The sequence below is a fragment of the Rosettibacter sp. KY25 genome (assembly GCF_057554405.1).
The window spans coordinates 42,809-60,790 of the sequence record NZ_BAAJAO010000003.1 but is presented as its reverse complement, the minus strand read 5'-3'; the positions used below and the strand labels follow the sequence as shown (position 1 = coordinate 60,790).

Sequence of the window (17,982 nt, the reverse complement as noted above, 5' to 3'; positions counted from 1 at the left end):
CAAAAAAGTGTGAAATTCTACTAAGTATTGAAGTTATTTTTATGAAAATTTTTTTAATGCTGATTTTTGTTTTGTCGAAATGCATACAGGGAATTAATTCTGACTTTGATGAAAATTCTGCAGAAATAAAAAGTTTTAAATTGTATTCACAAATTGTAAAAGATACTTTTGTAATTGATGTTTCATTGCCGCAAAGTTATTTTCAAAATCCTGCAAAACATTATCCTGTTCTTTATTTGACTGATGGTTATTGGAGAAGAGGGCAGCATAAACCAATTCATGAAATGGTAGAAAAAGAAAATGTTAAAGAACTTATAATTGTGGGCATTGGTTATCCAGATTCATATAATCCTGATGTTATCAGAGTAAGAGACTTGATTACTCATGCAGATAAATTTCTTAATTTTATTTGTGACGAATTTATTCCCTATATTGAAAAGAAATATCGCACAACAAACGAAAGAACATTGTGGGGCTCGTCATTTGGTGGATTCTTTGGAATGTTTGCTCTTTTTAATTATGCAGAAAAAACAAAAAATATATTCAGTAATTATATTATCGCAAGTCCAGCAGCCAAAGAAAAAACATTTTACAACAATCAATATCTTGATTTGTTTGATATCGAAAAAAATCTTCACTTAAAAACAAAAGAACTAAATGCAAAACTTTATATTGCAGTAGGCAGTATTGAAGATGAAAAACGTTTTCTAAATCCATTTAAAGAATTAATAAAAATTCTTGAAGAAAGGAATTATAAAAATTTTTATATGAAATCATTTATTGACCCTGGCAAAGACCATTACACAGTTTGGGAGCCAGCTTTATATGAAGGAATAAGACTATTTTTAAAAAAGTAAATATGATTTACAATGGAGTTTTATGGATTTCAAAATTTTAAAATCCCGTAATCTTGCAATTTTGAAATTTTGCAATCTTGCAAATTTTATAATAAAGCAGAGGAAAATGCCATGAGAATACTTTCATTACTCTTAATTCTATTTTCAATTAGTAATGCACAAACAGAAAAGAAGAATCAAATTATAATGCCGTCAATATTTTCTGATAACATGGTATTGCAGCAAAAATCGTTTGTACCCATCTGGGGAAAAGCAAAACCAAATTCAAAAGTGAAAATAGAAACAACATGGAAGCAATCAGTCGAAACAATAGTAAATGATGATGGAAGCTGGAATGTAAAAATTAAAACACCAAAAGCAGGCGGACCTTATGAAATAAAAATAGCATTTGATGATTCTTCTATTGTTTACAAAAATGTTTTGATTGGAGAAGTATGGCTTTGTTCAGGACAATCGAATATGGAAATGCCGCTTGAAGGTTGGCCCCCACGAGACACAATCTATGGTTCAGCTCAGGAAATAAAGACTGCAAAAAATCCTAATATCAGATTTTTCACTGTAACACGTGCAATTTCAAATAAGCCAGAATTTAACTGCGAAGGAACATGGGTTGAATCAAATCCGGAGACTGCTGCTCGCTTCAGTGCAACTGCATATTTCTTTGGTAAAAAATTATACAACGAACTCAAAGTACCAATTGGATTAATTCATTCAAGCTGGGGAGGAACACCAGTTGAAGCATGGACATCAGGAAAATATATTTCACAAATTGAAGATTATAAAAAAATTGTTGAACAGCTTGATAAAAGTAAGGATGAAATAAGTAAACTAAAAGAATGGCTGAGTTCTAAGCCAGTCATAGATGTAAGAACAAGAGAAGAAAAATGGAAAGGTCTGGATTTTCAAGATTCCATGTGTCAAAATATTGATTTTAATGATAGCAACTGGAAACAAATGACATTGCCTACAAATTGGGAAAGAACTGAACTTGGAAATTTTGATGGCGTGGTTTGGTTCAGAAAAAAAATTGAAATTCCCGAAAGTTGGATTAATAAAGAATTGATTCTTGAATTAGGTCCAATTGACGACATGGATATTACTTATGTCAATGGAACTAAAATAGGAAGCTATGAAACTGAAGGTTTCTGGCAAATAGACAGAATTTACACTATCCCTGCAGATTTAGTTAAAAGCAAAGAACTTATAATTGCAGTAAGAGTTATTGATACTCAAGGCGGCGGTGGAATTTGGGGCGCAAAAGAAAAAATGAAAATTTATCCAAAAGATTCTAATGAAATAATCTCTTTAGCAGGTATCTGGAATTATCTCCCTGTAGCAGAATACTCAGGTGGGAAGTTTTATATATTTGGTGCATTGAACGAAGAATTTTACAATCGCCCCAAACTTTCTGTTGATTTATCTTCCAACACACCGTCAGCACTTTATAATGCAATGATTGCTCCATTAATTCCATATAAAATCAAAGGTGTAATTTGGTATCAAGGAGAATCGAATACCGGCAATCCAGAACTTTATAAAACTACTTTCCCTTTAATGATAAAAAATTGGCGTGAAGAATGGGGAGAAAATTTTTCATTCTACTTTGTTCAAATTGCACCATATAATTATGGAGAACAAACTCAATCTCAAAAATTAAGAGAAGCACAGCTTAAAACTCTTTCTGTTCCAAAAACTGGAATGGCTGTTACACTTGATATTGGAAATCCAAACAACATTCATCCTGGAAACAAAAAGGACGTTGGAGAAAGACTTGCACTTTGGGCTCTTGCAAAAGATTATAACAAAAAAGTTGTTTATTCAGGACCAATTTACAAATCAATGAAAATTATTAAGGACAAAGTTGAACTAACATTTGATTATGCAGACGGCGGATTGATATTAAAAGAAAGAAATGGTGAAAATAATTTTTTAATTGCAGGCGAAGATAAAATATTTAAGAAAGCTGAAGTTAAAATTGTTGGGAAAAAATTAATTCTAACCAATCCCGAAATTAAAAATCCTGCTGCAGTAAGATATTGCTGGGATAACACATCAGAGGCTACATTGTTCAACAAAGCAGGATTACCAGCTTCTTCTTTTAGAACTGACAACTGGGATTAATTTAACAAATAAACAGGTGGTAATATGAAGATGAATTACTTAAAATTCTTCTTGATAATAATTTTACTTCAAATACAGTTCACAAATGCACAACAAGTTAAGTATCATGCATGGTGGAATGATCAATACTTAAAACCATATGAAAGTCCAAACAGCAAAAAACTTCCATTAATCAAAGTAAGTGGAAATCGATTTGTTACAGAGAATGGAGATACAATTTTATTCAGAGGTTTATCAATTTCTGACCCGGATAAAATTGAACATCAGGGTCAATGGAATAAAATACTTTTTGAAAAAGTAAAAGAATTAGGAGCCCAAATTGTTCGAATTCCAATTCATCCAGTTGCTTGGCGGGAAAGAACTCCGGAAAAATATGTAAAACTGATTGACCAAGCAGTTGAATGGTGCACTGAATTAGGAATGTATATCATTATTGATTGGCATAGCATTGGCAATCTGGAAATGGAATTGTTTCAAGACCCAATGTATGAGACAACAAAAAAAGAAACTTATGAATTCTGGAGAACCATTGCACGCAGATACAGTGGAAACAATACAATTGCATTTTATGAGCTTTTTAATGAACCAACACTTTATTTCAATCAATTAGGTGTTGCCACATGGAGTGAATGGAAAAAAACAAATGAAAATATTATTAAACTAATCAGAGCTTATGATAAAGAAACAATCCCTCTTGTTGCTGGATTTGATTGGGCTTATGATTTAACTCCATTACTTATTGAACCAATTGATGCAGAAAATATTGCTTATGTAACTCATCCTTATCCACACAAAAGAACAAAGCCTTGGGAACCAAAGTGGGAAGAAAATTTTGGATTTGCTGCAAACCATTATCCAATTATTGCTACTGAAATTGGTTTTACTTTAGGTGATGAATCAATTAATGCAAATGGTGAATATGGAACTGCAATTATTAATTATCTCGAATCAAAAGGAATAAGCTGGATAGCATGGGTTTTTGATCCAGAATGGTATCCACGCATGATTAAGTCCTGGAAAACTTTTGAACTGACTGAATGCGGAGAGTTCTTCAAACAAGCAATGAAAAAGTGAAGTGTTTTTTATAAAAATAAATGCTGAACAAAAATGTCATGGATATCGAAAAGTAATTTTATGAAAATGATAAATTTTTTGGATTAACATTCATGATAAAACAATGAATCAACTTATTAAAATATTTTTGATAATTCTTTTTGCCGTATTTAATTCTATAAATTCACAGCAATATAACATTATAAATTATGGTGCTGTGGGTGATGGAAAAACTTTGAATACAATTTCAATTCAAAAAGCAATTGATGATTGTGCATCACACGGAGGAGGAACTGTTTACATTCCAGCAGGAACTTTTTTAACTGGTACAATCCAATTAAAATTAAACATTAATCTCTATCTCGAAAATGGTGCAGTGCTTTTAGGTTCTCCAAATCTGAATGATTACTACATTGACAGCATCAGAGTTGGATTAATTTTTTCAAAAAATTCTGATAATATTTCAATTAAAGGTGATGGAATAATTGACGGCAGCGGAGATTTATTTAATTATATAAATCAGAGAAAAAAATTTCTTCCTCCCGAGTTCAGGCTTTATACACGTCAAAAAGAAAATTATTGTCCTGATGACGCCGGAATTCAAGATGGACCAATTGAACCTCATCCACAGAGACCATATCAAATGATTATTTTTTCTAATTGCAATAATGTAAAAATTCAAGATGTCACAATAAAAAATTCTCCTTTCTGGACTTTACACTTTGCCGATTGCAATGGAGTAACTGTAAACAATGTAAGAATTCTTAATAACGTTTTAATTGCAAATAGTGATGGAATAGACTGCACATCCTGCAGCAATGTATTGATTTCCAATTGCGAAATTGTTGGTGGAGATGATGCTATTGTGCTCAACAGTTACAGCACTCACTTCGAATTGCCGGGTTTTCAAAATCTCAAACGTCCTTCCGAAAATATTGTAGTGAGCAATTGTATTCTTATGTCTCGTTCAAGCGGAATTAGAATTGGCGGAATTGACCATAACTACATGAAAAATTATTCTTTCAACAATATTGTAATCTATAACTCAAATCGTGGAATTGGTTTGTTTACTGGAATTGAAGGAGGAATTGAAAATGTTTCGTTCTCTGATATAATTATCGAAACAAAATTGCATACTGGCGATTGGTGGGGCAAAGCAGAACCAATTCATATTCAATCAATTCCAACTACAAAAGAAAGAAAATCTGGAATAATCAAAGACATTAAATTTCACAACATCAAAGCTACAAGTGAAAATGGAATTATTCTTTATGCATATGAAAAAGGAAGTATCTCAAATATAATTTTTGATGGATTAGAATTATTCATAAAAAATGGACCTCTTCAAAAAACTTATGGCGGAAATATCGATTTGCGTCCAACTGCATTTCAAGATTTGAATTTATTCAGTCATGATATTCCGGGAATCTATTTAAAAAATGTTAAAAATATATTCATCACAAATTCTTCACTCGAATTTGAAAAGAACATGGAAGATTTTTTTACATATGGAATATGGGCTGAAGGCTTTGAAAACATTATAATTGATAAATTCAGAGGAACACCGCCACCTGCAACAAAAGATGTGATGTTTTATCTTGAAGATGGAAAAGATTTTAAGATTTATAACAGCATCATAAAAGCATCTTCCAAAAATTTTATAAGAAAAAAGAATGTAACTAAAATTGCATTGAAAAATAACTTGTTCGAATAACAAATTTATGGCGGATAATTTTAATTGCTCTTACAATGAATAATAATTGGGCAATTTGAGATATGATAACTTTCAAGCAAACATGGGGATTTGCACTTTTACTTCTGCTTGCACTGGTATATCTTGGAATTTTTTATTTCCAAAGGTATAGAATTCAAAATAATCCTGTAACAGAAATTTATTTTGCTGATAGAATTACCGCTGCTCACCGAGTTTTGATTGATGAATACAATAAATTAATGAAAGGAAAAGTAAAAGTAATTCCGATTGATTTTCCAAATTTTGATTTCAGCACAAATGAAAGAAAAGAAGTTTTAGCAAGGTCATTAAGAGGAACTGGAGATGGAATTGATATTTTTGCAGTTGATATTATCTGGGTTCAAAGATTTGCAAAATGGTGTGAACCTCTCGATAAATATTTTACTGAAGAAGAAAAAAATAAAATTCTTCCTTTGGCTTTAGAATCATGTTATTCAAATGGCGAACTTGTTTCTGTTCCGCTAAATCGCGTGCAGGGAGTTTTATACTATCGAGAAGATTTACTCAATAAACTCAAAGATGGAAAAAAGTTAATAAATAAAATTCATAACAATATAACCTGGCAGGAATTTATTAGAATAAAAGAAAATTCAAGAATCGATTTTCCATTCTATATTTTCCCAGCAGCAGATTATGAAGGATTTATATGCAGTTTTATGGAATTATTATTAAGCCAGAATCCCGATTATTTCCATCAATATGGTTTTAATCTCGATAGACCAGAAGCAGAAAAATCTTTACAAATGCTTGTTGATTTTATTTATAAATATAAACTTACTCCTCGTGATGTAATAAAATTCACAGAAATACCAAGTTATGCTTATTATATCAAAAATGATGGATTGTTCTTAAGAGGATGGCCCAGTTACGACAAAGATTTTAAAGAAACTCCATTCGATCCATCAAAAGAAAAATATTTAAGAAAAGCTCCCCTTCCATATTTTGAAAATGGAAGACCTGCTTCTGTAATTGGCGGATGGAATTTAATGATTTCAAAATTTTCAGATAAAAAAGAAGCTGCTGTTGATTTTATAAAATTCTTGTTGAGTGAAAAATCTCAGGAAACATTTTATCGTTTGAGCGGGCATTATCCTGTAATCAAAAAATTTTATTATGATTCTTCTTTTGTAAAAAAATATCCTGAGTTCAGAGAAATTAGAGAACTAATTAAATACGGAATACACAGACCCGCACATGAAGAATATACTCGTTATTCAAAAATTATGTCTTACTATTTTGAACAAGCATTATTAAAAAAAATAAGTGTGAAGGAAGCTCTGATAAAAGCAACTAATTCAATTCAATATGAAAAAAATATAATCAAAGAATATTAACTATGGTTCGACAGAAAGTTAAAAGCAAATTTTCCAAATATAGATTTGAAATCAAACATGTAACTGCATTCCTGTTTATTTTGATTTTGTTTCAGATAATTATGGCTCTTGTTCAAAAATCTTCTCTTAATGATTTTCTTGTAGAAACTCAGTCGTGGTATCAAAAATATTCTGCAGAAAGACTTGCAATTGTAACCTCTACAAGCATGGAACTACTCTATGAAAATTTATTTATGGACAAACCTCAAAATGAATACGACGAAAGAAGAATTACTTATTCATTCAATGTAATTTTTAAGCAGCAGCTCATTCAAAAAAGCGTGGAGGATATCAGCTTAATCTTAATAAAGAATCACAGATTGTATGTAATAGACAGCGGACAAAAACTTTATAAATTCTTGACAAACACACTGCCGCCTTATGAAAGCCAAAAAGATGCACATATCGAAGCAGTAAATTTATTTTTGTCTGTAAAAGATAAAATGAAAGCTTCCGAAATAATTTACAGCACATTGGAAAATAATAGAACGTTCAACATACTTGTGCCTTTTGTACCTGATGGCGAATACCTCGGTGTGATGTATATGAAAATTACTCCCGATTTTTCTTTCCTCACAAAAGAAGTAAGAGCAAATTACGATAAAGTTGCTCTAATTTATACATCGCTTATTTTCATCGGCTTGATAATAATTTTTGTTGTTTCTTCCCAAGCAGTCAAAGAGCGTAACGAAGCCCTTCAAAAATTTTATGAAGAACATCAAGAAAACATTAAAAAACAAATCCGCCTCGAAAAGGAATCTCTCTTTACAAAAAGAATTTATCATACACATCACAAAGCAGAAAAAATAATTGGTTTTATAAAAGAAGATGTCCGAAAAATGAATGCACCTGGCATCGAAGAACTTAAAAGCAAAGTAATTACTTATTCGAATTTTATTTCAAGAATTATTTATGATATGAAATGGTATGACCAGGATATTAACACAATCATTAATCCAATGTTCAAAACAAATATCAATGAAGTAATTAAATTCATAGTAGAAAATGTTTTTCTTAGAATATCAAGCAAAAATGAGATGTTCACTTTTAAGCTTGACCTTGACGATAAACTTCCGCTTGTAAATGTAAATGAATTTGTAATCTGGGAAATTCTTGAACCATTAATTCAAAACAGCATCGACCATGGCAATAAAAGAATGATTACAATAAAAATTTCTACCAAGTATGATGCTATTGAAAATCTATCTTACATAATTATTGAAGATGACGGTGTGGGAATAAAAGAAGAACTTCTTGAAATTAGTGACAATGGAATAAAAAGAATATTTTTAGAAAATGAATCCACAAAAAAAGTTGAAGGTGCTAACTCTGGATATGGATGCTACATTGCATATCAAATGGCAGTTGAAAAATGCGGCTGGGATATTGATGCATTTAATCTTAAAGAAGGTGGATGCAGATTTATATTAACAATAAAAAATTATGGTGAGCACTATGAGCAAGAATGAACAAATTAATGTATTGTTAGTTGAAGATGAAGATTTTGATGTTAAGAGAGTAAAAAATACTCTCAACTATTACAATTCCATGGTTAAACTGCTCGATGTTGTTTCAAATGGACTGGCAGCTCTTCAGCTTATAAAAGAAAACCCGGATAAATATGATGTCGTTATTATGGATTATCAAATATCCGGAGGACTTAAAGGCGAAGAACTTATTTCCAAAATAAAAGATTGTGACCCGCTCATTCAAATTATTGTAATCACAAAGATGACTATTAACATTACCAACTATGATTTTGCTAATAAACTTTTACGAGCAGGAGCATTCTGGTACTGCACAAAATATCCTGGTAATATTGAAGAATATATTTATCAACCTACAGATTTTATACTTAGCATTTTCAATGCTTATGAAAAGAAAAAATTAGAAAAGCAAAAACTTAAATCCGATAAACGACTCAGACAAAGCATAGAAAAATTGCTTGAATCAAAAAAGATTATCGGTGAATCAAAACCAATGCTGCAGCTGAAAGAAAATATTGAAAAGTATGCAAAGAGTGATGTAAATATTTTAATTAATGGACCTTCAGGAACTGGAAAAGAATTAGTTGCTTGGAACATTCATCTTAAAAGCAAAAGAAAATATGAAAACTTTATTCCTATAAACTGCGGAAGTATTCCATCGGAATTAATTGAAAGTGAATTGTTTGGTTTTGAAAAAGGTTCATTTACAGGAGCCAATGGAAGTAAAGCCGGACTTTTTGAAATAGCAAACAACGGAACAATCTTTCTTGATGAAGTAGCAGAACTCCCGCCTTCAGCTCAGGTAAAATTGCTTAGAGTAATTCAAGACGGGGAAATTGAAAAAATTGGAAGAACGGAAAAAATTTCTGTAAATGTTCGAATAATTGCAGCAACAAATAAAAATCTTGCAAACGAAGTAAACAACAACCGATTTAGAGAAGATTTGTATTATCGACTTAATGTAGTTCCGATTGATATAGTTCCGCTTAAAGACAGAGGAGATGATATTATACTTCTTTTCGATTACTTCCTTGAATATTTCAGCAATGATATGGGAATTCCAAAACCTACTTATGATGAGAAAGCAAAAGAAATCTTATTAAATTACAAATGGCCTGGCAATGTAAGAGAATTAAGAAATGTTGTTCAGAGATTAATATTAAATTGCACTGGCGGCGTTATTACTGCAAAGGACATCAGCAATCCTTTAATTCTTGGAAGTCAAATAATTGCCAAAGAAGAAACTAACTTTGAAGATATTTATAATGGACAAGTATTGCCTCTTAAAGAAGTTGAAAAACTATTTCGCATAAAATATTTCAAGTATGTCAGAAGCATTTCAAGTTCAGATTCTGCTGCTGCAGAACGGCTTGGTTTGGCTCCATCAAACTTCTATAGAATGTGTAAAGAATTAGGTCTTAAATAATGCTGATGTTATTCAATTTGTCATGCTCAACAAATTGTAAACGAGATTGAACTTCATCAGTATTCCAAAATTATTTTAAATAAATAGAGGCACTATGAAAAAAATTTACTTGCTGCTTATTGGAATTTTATTCTTAACAGAAGGTTGTGCATCAACAGTTGTAAAGGATACTTCTGATTTCATTAAAGTAAGAGGAACTCAATTCGAACTAAATGGAAAACCATATTACTTTGTAGGCACAAATTTTTGGTATGGATGTTATCTTGGTTCGCCCGGGGCAACAGGTGATAGAGAAAGACTTAAAAGAGAACTTGATATATTAAAAGAAAATGGAATTACAAATCTTCGAGTATTAGCCTCTTCAGAAAAATCATACATTAAAACATCTCTTGATCCTGCAATTCAACCTGAACCAGGAATTATTGATGAAGATTTGCTTGAAGGCTTGGATTATCTTTTGTATGAAATGAAAAAAAGAAATATGCATGCAGTTGTTTTTTTAAATAACTATTGGGAATGGTCTGGTGGTTTTGTTGTTTATAATAAATGGTATGGTTCTGGCAAAGAGGTAGACCCAAATAGCTCAAATTATACTTGGCCCGACTTTATGAACTATTCTGCCGAATTTTATAGAAACGAAAAAGCAAATGAACATTTTCGAGAATACATCAAAAAAATAATTACTCGAAAAAATAAATTTACCAATCGATTTTATTTTGAAGACCCAACCATAATGGCATGGCAGTTAGCTAATGAACCGAGACCGGGCTGGGGCGATCCCGCTCTTCCTTATCTTGATTATTTTTATAAATGGATTGATGAAACAGCAGCATTTATTCATTCGATTGACCCAAATCATCTTGTTACTACTGGTAACGAAGGTTTAAGAGGAAGTCTTGACTCGGAAGAAATTTATTTAAAAGCTCATCAAAGCAAAAATATTGATTATATGACATTTCATCTTTGGCCCAAAAACTGGGGATGGTTCGATGCAAAAAGAATTGATGAAACTCTTCCTTCCACTATTCAAAAAGCAGTTAATTATATCAATCAGCATTTAATTTATGCCAGACAATTAAATAAGCCAATAACATTGGAAGAATTTGGATTATCACGTGATTATGAAATATGTTCACCCGGAACTCCAACAACTGCAAGAGATAAATATTACAAAATTATTTTTGATGTTGTTTATGACAGTGCAGCTGCTGGAGCACCAATTGCAGGCACAAACTTCTGGTCGTGGGGTGGAGTTGGAAGAGGCAAAAATAAGGATAATGTCTGGCGTGTTGGTGACCCATTTGTAGGTGACCCGCCTCAAGAACCTCAAGGATTTAATTCAATTTATGATACTGACTTATCTACTCTTTCAATTATTAAAGAACACTCAGAGAAAATGAATTCTTTGATTGAAAAAGGATTTAATCAAAAATTATTTTCAGAAAAATAATCCGGAATTTTGTTATGAGATTAAAACTGCCTTTATTCTTTTTAATAACCGCATTAATTACTTCCTGCATACCTGAGTATAACAGCATCGAATTTCAAAAAAAGTTGAATGTAAAATTATCAGATTCTACTGCAAGCAAAGAAACTGTTCTTCTATTTCATAATCTCAAAAAAATTTCTGAAGATAAAATTATTTTCGGTCATCACGATGATACTGCTTATGGTGTTGGATGGTTTGGCAAAGATAGTTCAGATGTCAAGAGCGTAGTTTTTTCTTATCCTGGTTTGTACGGCTGGGATTTCAGTCACATTACATCATACAACAACTCACCTATAAAAAAGTATTTTCAAAAACTTGTAACCGAAGCTTACATGCGAGGTGGAATTAATACTTTCTGTTGGCATTATAATAATCCAGTTACCGATAAATTATTCTATGATACAACAATTGCTGTTAGAAAAATTTTACCCGGGGGAGGCTTTTATCTGAAGTATCTCAGAGCACTCGATTCAATAGCTGATTTTGCTAACAATCTTAAAGATACAACTGGTAAATCCATACCAATTATTTTCAGACCCTTTCATGAATTTGATGGCAGCTGGTTCTGGTGGGGGAAAAATTTTTGTACAAAAGAAGAATTTATTCAACTCTGGAGAACTACTGTTACCTATTTGCGTGATAAGAAAGGTGTAAAAAATTTTCTTTATGCTTATTCACCTGATAGAAATTTCTATTCAGAAGAAGAATATCTCGAAAGATATCCAGGTGATGAATATGTAGATATTCTTGGAATGGATAATTATTATGATTTTGTTCCGGATGGAGATGGACTTGATTGGGTTATCAAAAAATTAAAAATTGTTACAAGAATAGCACAAAAGAAAAATAAAATTGCTGCTTTTACAGAAACAGGCCTCGAAGGAATTGTTAATGATAAATGGTGGACAGAAAAATTACTCAAAGCACTAAATGATGATTCAATAAAAGTTGCTTATGTGATGGTTTGGCGTAATGCAAACGAAAAACATCATTATGCGCCATACAAAGGTCATCCAAGTGCAGAAAATTTTGTAGAATTTGTATTCAGTCCAAAAATTTTGCTTGAGAAACATCTTCCCAAAATTTATGATGAAATTGTTGATGACAATACACTGAAAGATATTGATAGAAAAAAATCATTTGACATTATTAAAACACTTGGTTTTTATCCAAAAATATTTTGATAAATTATTCAATTGTAATTGAACAAAGCGGAAATAACAATGTTATCCATTCTTGCAAGAAGTATCTGAAACTAATTAATTATTACAAAGAGATTCTTCACTCAAAATGAATGTGTTAATTTTTTCTTGCAGGTCATTCTTAATATGTAAGTGGTGTATATCATTTAATTATTACTATTTGAGCAGCAACATTTTTTTTGTTTCGGTAGAGAATTTTGTGTGAATTGTATAGTAATAAATTCCACTCGATAAATTTTTATTATCTTCAGGAAAATTTATTTGATAAAATCCTGCAGCTTGGAAATTTTTGATTATAGTTGAAATTTCATTTCCCATGACATCAAAAATTTTTAGTATCACAAATGAGTCATACGGCAAATAGTAACTTATTCTTGTAGATGTGTTAAATGGATTCGGATAATTTTGATATAAAGTAAATTCTCTCGGGACCTCATCACTTACAGAAGTAGTGCTTGAATTAATTATATCTTTCAGAATCCAGTTTTCAGGGTCAAGTTCAACTTTAATGGGTTCTCCTTCAACTTCAAGCTGCCATGTCTGTATTTGCGAATCATTGAATAAGATAAATGTATTGGTTCCATTTTTTGTTGTAACTCTAAATTGAACCGGCATGGAAAAGAATTGAGGGTTTGTATTTTGTTTTTGTGTGAGTGTGAGATTCAAAATAAATTTATTATTGATTGATTTTGTATAATTCCATGTAAATGAATACTTAGGATAGCCTTCACCATAAATCCATTCATCAAAGAAATATTTTAAATTTAGATTCGAAACTCTTTCTGCAATTCTTTGAAAATCTTCTGTCGTTGCAACAGAATAAGCTAAATCCGGTTCAGTTAAATATTCTTGTAAAGTTTGAAAAAATTTTTCTTCACCAAGAATTCCTCTAAGCATATGAAGAACAGCGGCTCCTTTGCTGTAAGAGCGACTGTAATTAAAAATTTCTGAAACATTGTTAATATCTTGAACATAAATTGAACCTGATGCATTCTTGGCAGAATTCATCATCGAATTAATTCTGTTATTGAAGATTTCCTTGCCATATTTTTCTTCATAATAAATATTAGTAGCATAAGTTGCAAAACCTTCATTAAGCCAGATATGATGCCAGTCTTTGCATGTTATTTTATCACCAAACCATTGATGAGCAAGTTCATGAGCAATTATATCTTCATAAAATGCACCAATGGAGGTACAAGTTTGATGTTCCATTCCACCGCTGAATCCGCATTCTGCATGTCCATATTTTTCTTTCAGAAAAGGATATTCACCAAATTTCTTCGAAAAGATTTTTAGCATATCAACCGTTATATCAAGATTGCTTTTATAATCAGAAAAATTTTGAGGATAGATATAATGTTCTACAGGCAAGAATTTGCCGGTTTCGTATTCAAAAGGAGTTTCATATTTGAAATAATTTGACATTGCCAATGAAATTAAATAATTGGCAATTGGATAACTATTTTTCCACTTGTAAGTTTTTGTGCCGTCATTGTTATTAACAACATCTATTAACTTTCCATTAGAAACTGAAACAAAAAATGAATCTGCCGTAATCCATACTTCAGAAGAATCTGCTTTGTCTGATGGTGTATCTTTGCAGGGGAACCAATCTTTGGCACCGTAAGGCTGGCTTAATGTCCACACAACAGGATTATCAATTTTTGTTTTTGAAAAAACAAAACTTCCGCCAATACCGCCGCTTGTGTTAGGATTACCCTGGTAATAAACATCAATCGTTACTTCTTCTCCGAATGAATAATTTTTATCTAAATATATGATAAGATGATTATCAGATGTCTGATTAAAACTCAATCTGGTTTTGCTTGATATAATCGAATCAATTTTGAAACCCTTATAAAAATCTAAGTTAACAGAGCTGAGATATTCTTTGGTAGGTCTTAATTTTAAAGTTGCAATCCCTTTAAGGAATTTTGAGTTATAATTCACGGACAAATTTAGTTTGTAATATGTAACATCAATATTTATATCTCCATCATAATTAATTTTGAAAAGAAAGCTGGTTTTTTGATAATAATTAATTTTTCCTTTTGAACAATATTCAGCATCGATTTGAGCTAATAAATTTATATCCAGAGTAAACCATAAAATTATTATAAAGATTTTTTTGATTTCATACATGATGACTAATTAAGAATTTTTACACAGAAGAAAAAACATGAACATTGCCATGAGATAAAAATTTATTTTGGCAATTCACATAATTGAGTTAAAACTCCATGAGTAGATTTTGGATGAAGAAATGCATAGCGGTAACCTTCTGGACTTAATTTAGGTTCTGCATCAATTAACTGAACTCCTTTCGAAGCAGCTTCTTTCAGTGCTTCGACTAAGTTTGTTACAGCAAAAGAAATATGATGAATACCTTCACCTTTGTTTTCTATAAATCTTCCAATTGGTCCATAAGGTTCAGTTGATTCTACTAAATAAATTCTTGTTTGTCCAATTGTGAAATAAGCAGTTCTTGTTTTTTGTGTTCTTGATTCTTCAATCGAATCGCATTTAAGACCAAGAACATTCTGATAATATTTAATTTTTTCATCTAAATTTTTCACTGCAATGGCTATATGTTCGATGTGTGTAATTTCCATTATATTAACTCCGTTTTTGGTTAAGTCAATTTACAAATAGTAATGGATTAACAAAAGGGAAATATTGAAAGATTTGAATAATTGATAAAAAACTGATGGCACAAAGTTTATTTTGTGCCATCAATGAATTTATTTTATGCTAATAAAAATTTTATTTGCCGGTACTAAACATTACACCTGCAAATATTCCAAAGAAATCAGTTCCATTAGTTTGATAGGTAACTTCTGCAAATACTTTTAAATTTGGCGAGAATTCGTAGTCAGCACCACCAACTAATCTAATTCCGAAGTCAGAATCAGTTTCAGAACCTGAATAAACCGGTGAATCAATGCTTACCTTTCCAATAACAAAACCAAGTCCTGCCCCACCATATGGTTTTATTGGAGAATTGCTTAATGGGATATAGTATTTACCAAGTGCATAGATTGTAATTTCTGATAATGTAGTTTCCCAAGTTCCTAAATACGTTGTCCCAGATTCGTATTTTTTTGACCAATAATCAATGCCAGCATCTAACTTTATTGAAGAAATTATTTGCCCTAAATTAAATACTGCACCAAAGCCAATTGTGCTTTCGATTGGGTCTTCGGGTGAAACATACCCAAGTTTACCTCCAATGCCTTTAAACCCAATATCAGTTTGAGCATAATTTGCATTGCTGATTAATAATGAAAAAATTAATAATACGGTAATGGTGTTTAACTTTTTCATATTTTACTCCTGTAATTAGTTAATGATTTATTTAGGTATTCTATCAATGAAGATAGATATATTAATAATCATTGTTTATAAAACACTAATTGATTAATAAAGAAACTGCTTTCATATATACCGTTTATTTTTATTTGCCAGTCAAATGAGATTGTTACAGGAGTAGTCCCTTTCGCACCTAAATTTGTTGTTGATAATTCTATATAATTATTCTCATCTTTATGCACTTCAAGATAAAGATTCTCAATATCATAGGCTTTATCATAGACCCATTGAATGTAATTGTATGGGGTTTCACCAGGAGATATTAAATTAAATGTTACAGAATTTGAAGAACCCTCATCCCATATAATTTTGCCTTCGTACCAATATCCAATGTTTAGTGTGTGTTCTTTTGTTAAAATCATTTTAATCTTTTTGCCGGCAAAAGAAGATTTTTGACCAAATGAAATATACTCTGGCATTGTGGCTGTCCATGTCCCAAGCAACCAGCCTTTGGGACGCGGCATTGTCACAGTCAGTTGCTCCTCTTCTGTCGATGTTAAATTGTCTTTTTTATCACAACTGCATATCAACAAAACAAGGAGCAATAAAATGAAATTAAAATAAGTTTTCATATTCATTACTCCGTGTTGCTCATTTTATTAAAGTCATTTTTTTAATTTCAGAATGATTCTTAGTTTCAATTTTATAGAAATAAATTCCGCTACTTAGATTACCTGCATCAAAGTACAATCTATAAATTCCTGCATCTTGTTCTGTGTTTACAAGTGTTGCTATCTCTCTTCCCAAGAAATCATAGATAATAAGTTTGACATTTTCTTTTTCTGGGATAGAATATTCAATAGTTGTCATTGGATTAAATGGATTAGGATAATTTTGAGAGAGATAATATGATTCAGGTTTATTCTTGCACTTATCAACTAAATTTGTTGGAGTGGAAGAACGATATACAAATCCATTCTTAGCTCCCGCGTAAATAAATCCTTGTTTATCAATCGCTAACGAGTAAACTGCAATATCGCTTAGTCCTGCTTTTAATAGTTTCCAGCTTTTGCCATCATCAGCAGAAGAGTAAACACCACTTAAAGATGTCCAAAAATCTCCGCCATCTGCTGCAGCAAATATTTCACCTTCAGAATTTAAAATTAACGAACGAATAGCTGTAGACATAAGATTTAAATCGAATACACGTTCCCAGAGGTCGCCATTATTTGTCGAATAATAAACCCCATCCGAAGTGCCGGCTAAAATTTTGTTAGTTGGTGTGATAATAAACGAATAGGTTTTTGCACCGCTCCATCCTATGTTTTTCCATGTCAATCCATTATCATTAGATCGGAATATGCTATGTCCATCTGTGCCTATAAAAATATCTCCGCTTGAGTTAAAAATAATCGAAATAATATCAGCATTAGATAGATTCGTATTAATTGATATCCAGTTGTCACCATTATCAGTTGAATAATATAATCCCCCTTTGTAAGTGCCAGTAAAAATATAACCACTTGGATTAAATGCAAAAGATTCAATCCATGTCCATGAGATGTTTTTATTAATTTGTGTCCAAGTAGAACCATTATCTGTTGAGCGATAAACGCCTCCTGCATCAGTTCCTGCAAAGATATATCCATTGGAATTAATTGCTAGACAATTTACCCATGAATTTTTCAATGCAGTTTGCTGCCAAGTATTACCTTTATCAGAAGAAAAGAAGACCCCCTTTCCATAAGTACCTGCAAAGAGGTAACCGTTTAAATTAATTGCAAGTGAGCTTATTGGTTCTGAACCAGGTCCATTTGTTTTTTGCCAATAATCCTGTCCAAAAACACCATTCAATAAGCTGATAAACATTAACAAAGAAAAAATAAATTTTTTCATTTTATGTGCCTTT

Annotated in this window: 14 protein-coding genes; 9 read left to right on the top strand and 5 right to left on the bottom strand. The window is 31.3% G+C overall.

Annotated features, from left to right (window positions below):
- Positions 1-41 precede the first annotated feature (41 nt).
- The 9 genes from AC27L2_RS02760 to AC27L2_RS02720 all read left to right on the top strand — a co-directional run bounded on the left by AC27L2_RS02760 (position 42) and on the right by AC27L2_RS02720 (position 12,743).
- Positions 42-857, top strand: coding sequence for an alpha/beta hydrolase (locus tag AC27L2_RS02760; protein ID WP_487210134.1), 816 nt, complete (start codon positions 42-44; stop codon positions 855-857).
- Between the two features lie 111 nt (positions 858-968).
- The gene (locus AC27L2_RS02755) at positions 969-2,978 is read left to right on the top strand and encodes a sialate O-acetylesterase (protein WP_487210133.1); all 2,010 of its coding nucleotides are present in this window, start codon (positions 969-971) and stop codon (positions 2,976-2,978) included.
- A 24-nt stretch (positions 2,979-3,002) separates the two neighbouring features.
- Complete coding sequence (locus tag AC27L2_RS02750) at positions 3,003-4,052, top strand: glycoside hydrolase family 5 protein (protein WP_487210132.1); 1,050 nt, start codon at positions 3,003-3,005, stop codon at positions 4,050-4,052.
- A 103-nt stretch (positions 4,053-4,155) separates the two neighbouring features.
- The gene (locus tag AC27L2_RS02745; RefSeq protein ID WP_487210131.1) at positions 4,156-5,745 is read left to right on the top strand and encodes a glycoside hydrolase family 28 protein; all 1,590 of its coding nucleotides are present in this window, start codon (positions 4,156-4,158) and stop codon (positions 5,743-5,745) included.
- A 62-nt stretch (positions 5,746-5,807) separates the two neighbouring features.
- The gene (locus tag AC27L2_RS02740; RefSeq protein ID WP_487210130.1) at positions 5,808-7,118 is read left to right on the top strand and encodes an extracellular solute-binding protein; all 1,311 of its coding nucleotides are present in this window, start codon (positions 5,808-5,810) and stop codon (positions 7,116-7,118) included.
- A 2-nt stretch (positions 7,119-7,120) separates the two neighbouring features.
- Complete coding sequence (locus AC27L2_RS02735) at positions 7,121-8,626, top strand: sensor histidine kinase (RefSeq protein WP_487210129.1); 1,506 nt, start codon at positions 7,121-7,123, stop codon at positions 8,624-8,626.
- Positions 8,613-10,070 (top strand): sigma-54-dependent transcriptional regulator, encoded by a 1,458-nt coding sequence (locus AC27L2_RS02730; protein WP_487210128.1) that lies wholly within the window; start codon positions 8,613-8,615, stop codon positions 10,068-10,070. Before AC27L2_RS02735 ends, AC27L2_RS02730 begins: the two co-directional genes overlap by 14 nt.
- A gap of 94 nt (positions 10,071-10,164) precedes the next feature.
- A complete protein-coding gene (locus AC27L2_RS02725; RefSeq protein ID WP_487210127.1) occupies positions 10,165-11,520 on the top strand; it encodes a glycoside hydrolase 5 family protein in 1,356 nt (451 codons plus the stop codon).
- Between the two features lie 14 nt (positions 11,521-11,534).
- Entirely contained in the window at positions 11,535-12,743 is a 1,209-nt protein-coding gene (locus AC27L2_RS02720) for a glycoside hydrolase family 26 protein (RefSeq protein ID WP_487210126.1), read from the top strand.
- 174 nt (positions 12,744-12,917) lie between these two features.
- Here AC27L2_RS02720 and AC27L2_RS02715 read toward each other — a convergent pair whose 3' ends face one another.
- The 5 genes from AC27L2_RS02715 to AC27L2_RS02695 form a co-directional block, all read right to left on the bottom strand.
- Complete coding sequence (locus tag AC27L2_RS02715; RefSeq protein ID WP_487210125.1) at positions 12,918-14,906, bottom strand: M1 family aminopeptidase; 1,989 nt, start codon at positions 14,904-14,906, stop codon at positions 12,918-12,920.
- 62 nt (positions 14,907-14,968) lie between these two features.
- Positions 14,969-15,376 carry a methylmalonyl-CoA epimerase gene (gene mce, locus AC27L2_RS02710; RefSeq protein WP_487210124.1) on the bottom strand — a complete coding sequence of 136 codons (408 nt, stop codon included), beginning with the start codon at positions 15,374-15,376 and terminating at the stop codon, positions 14,969-14,971.
- A 151-nt stretch (positions 15,377-15,527) separates the two neighbouring features.
- Positions 15,528-16,088, bottom strand: a complete 561-nt coding sequence (locus AC27L2_RS02705; protein ID WP_487210123.1) for an outer membrane beta-barrel protein — start codon at positions 16,086-16,088, stop codon at positions 15,528-15,530.
- Between the two features lie 68 nt (positions 16,089-16,156).
- A complete protein-coding gene (locus tag AC27L2_RS02700) occupies positions 16,157-16,705 on the bottom strand; it encodes a hypothetical protein (protein WP_487210122.1) in 549 nt (182 codons plus the stop codon).
- 19 nt (positions 16,706-16,724) lie between these two features.
- Positions 16,725-17,969 (bottom strand): DUF6242 domain-containing protein, encoded by a 1,245-nt coding sequence (locus AC27L2_RS02695; protein WP_487210121.1) that lies wholly within the window; start codon positions 17,967-17,969, stop codon positions 16,725-16,727.
- Positions 17,970-17,982 lie beyond the last annotated feature (13 nt).

Bases quoted from the DNA above. Each gene is read 5' to 3' on its own strand.
- AC27L2_RS02695 (WP_487210121.1), bottom strand. From the start codon at position 17,969: ATGAAAAAATTTATTTTTTCTTTGTTAATGTTTATCAGCTTATTGAAT.
- AC27L2_RS02700 (WP_487210122.1), bottom strand. From the start codon at position 16,705: ATGAAAACTTATTTTAATTTCATTTTATTGCTCCTTGTTTTGTTGATA.
- AC27L2_RS02750 (WP_487210132.1), top strand. From the start codon at position 3,003: ATGAAGATGAATTACTTAAAATTCTTCTTGATAATAATTTTACTTCAA.
- AC27L2_RS02740 (WP_487210130.1), top strand. From the start codon at position 5,808: ATGATAACTTTCAAGCAAACATGGGGATTTGCACTTTTACTTCTGCTT.
- AC27L2_RS02735 (WP_487210129.1), top strand. From the start codon at position 7,121: ATGGTTCGACAGAAAGTTAAAAGCAAATTTTCCAAATATAGATTTGAA.
- AC27L2_RS02760 (WP_487210134.1), top strand. From the start codon at position 42: ATGAAAATTTTTTTAATGCTGATTTTTGTTTTGTCGAAATGCATACAG.
- mce (WP_487210124.1), bottom strand. From the start codon at position 15,376: ATGGAAATTACACACATCGAACATATAGCCATTGCAGTGAAAAATTTA.
- AC27L2_RS02730 (WP_487210128.1), top strand. From the start codon at position 8,613: ATGAGCAAGAATGAACAAATTAATGTATTGTTAGTTGAAGATGAAGAT.
- AC27L2_RS02755 (WP_487210133.1), top strand. From the start codon at position 969: ATGAGAATACTTTCATTACTCTTAATTCTATTTTCAATTAGTAATGCA.
- AC27L2_RS02720 (WP_487210126.1), top strand. From the start codon at position 11,535: ATGAGATTAAAACTGCCTTTATTCTTTTTAATAACCGCATTAATTACT.
- AC27L2_RS02715 (WP_487210125.1), bottom strand. From the start codon at position 14,906: ATGTATGAAATCAAAAAAATCTTTATAATAATTTTATGGTTTACTCTG.
- AC27L2_RS02705 (WP_487210123.1), bottom strand. From the start codon at position 16,088: ATGAAAAAGTTAAACACCATTACCGTATTATTAATTTTTTCATTATTA.
- AC27L2_RS02745 (WP_487210131.1), top strand. From the start codon at position 4,156: ATGAATCAACTTATTAAAATATTTTTGATAATTCTTTTTGCCGTATTT.
- AC27L2_RS02725 (WP_487210127.1), top strand. From the start codon at position 10,165: ATGAAAAAAATTTACTTGCTGCTTATTGGAATTTTATTCTTAACAGAA.